This window comes from Vibrio sp. 2134-1 (genome assembly GCF_033339495.1).
In genome coordinates this window covers 1-833 of record NZ_JAWOUS010000261.1, presented here as the reverse complement: position 1 = coordinate 833, position 833 = coordinate 1, and the positions used below count along the sequence as shown (strand labels likewise).

Annotated in this window: 2 protein-coding genes; one reads left to right on the top strand and one right to left on the bottom strand. The window is 45.6% G+C overall.

All coding sequences use genetic code 11. The features are described from left to right. Positions 1–117 precede the first annotated feature (117 nt). Positions 118–552: an FMN-binding protein MioC gene (mioC, locus tag R7R78_RS25345; RefSeq protein ID WP_020839871.1), complete on the bottom strand. Its 435-nt coding sequence runs from the start codon at positions 550–552 to the stop codon at positions 118–120. Between the two features lie 89 nt (positions 553–641). On the opposite strand from mioC, the gene R7R78_RS25340 reads away from it, so the two are divergent. Beyond that, positions 642–833, top strand: a 192-nt coding sequence (locus R7R78_RS25340) for a hypothetical protein (protein ID WP_225474528.1), incomplete at its 3' end; no start/stop codon positions are given.

The window sequence follows — 833 nt, the reverse complement described above, 5'->3', positions numbered from 1 at the left end:
TTATCCACAGACGGTTTGGACATTTTTTGTTCAGTTGAAAAGATTTTTTCTACGGAAGGTTATTCACAGAGGGGAAATCAGAGCCGCATCGCGACTCTGTAAGAAATGAGTATGGGGTTAAAAGCGCTCGATATTCTCTTTTAACCATGCTTCTGCAGCATCTTCTGGGACATCATGAGCCAGAACATCAATCAACAAGCAATCTGCAATCGGCGTTGCGCCAATATCTTCTAACAAGTCGTAAGCGTGCTTACCGGCAGCGCAGAACGTATCGTAGCTCGAATCACCAATCGCAATGACTGCAAACTTCACGTCTGCCATCTTAGGTGGTGTATTTTGCAATGCTGCGATGAAAGGTTGAATATTGTCTGGATATTCCCCCGCACCGTGGGTGGAGGTGATCACAAGCCAAGTCCCTTGGTTATCGATCTCGTCTAATGACGGTTGGTTGTGGATCGTGGTTTCAAATCCTTGTTCAACGAGCAGATCGCTCAGGTGATCACCGACGTATTCCGCACCACCAAGAGTGCTACCTGTAATAATGTGGATCATACTTCTTCCTTTTGAATGCAATGGACACGATGTGAGTCGCGAATGGATGTATCCATATAAAAAGAAACGCGGCACTAAAACAAGGTTTTGTGCCGCGTATTGGATTATTTACCGATACAGAAAGTGAAGTCTCCCATAATAGCTGGCCTCGCGCGACGTCTTGGGGACCGATTGGGGACCAAATTGCAATTTATGGTCAAATTCTTACTTCCCAAGATGACTTCCATCATAGATCAGGATGGGAAAAGTGGGAATGGTGGGAAACAGGATCAGCTTTCACC

Coding starts and splice junctions, on each gene's coding strand:
- mioC (WP_020839871.1), bottom strand. CDS start 552: ATGATCCACATTATTACAGGTAGCACTCTTGGTGGTGCGGAATACGTC.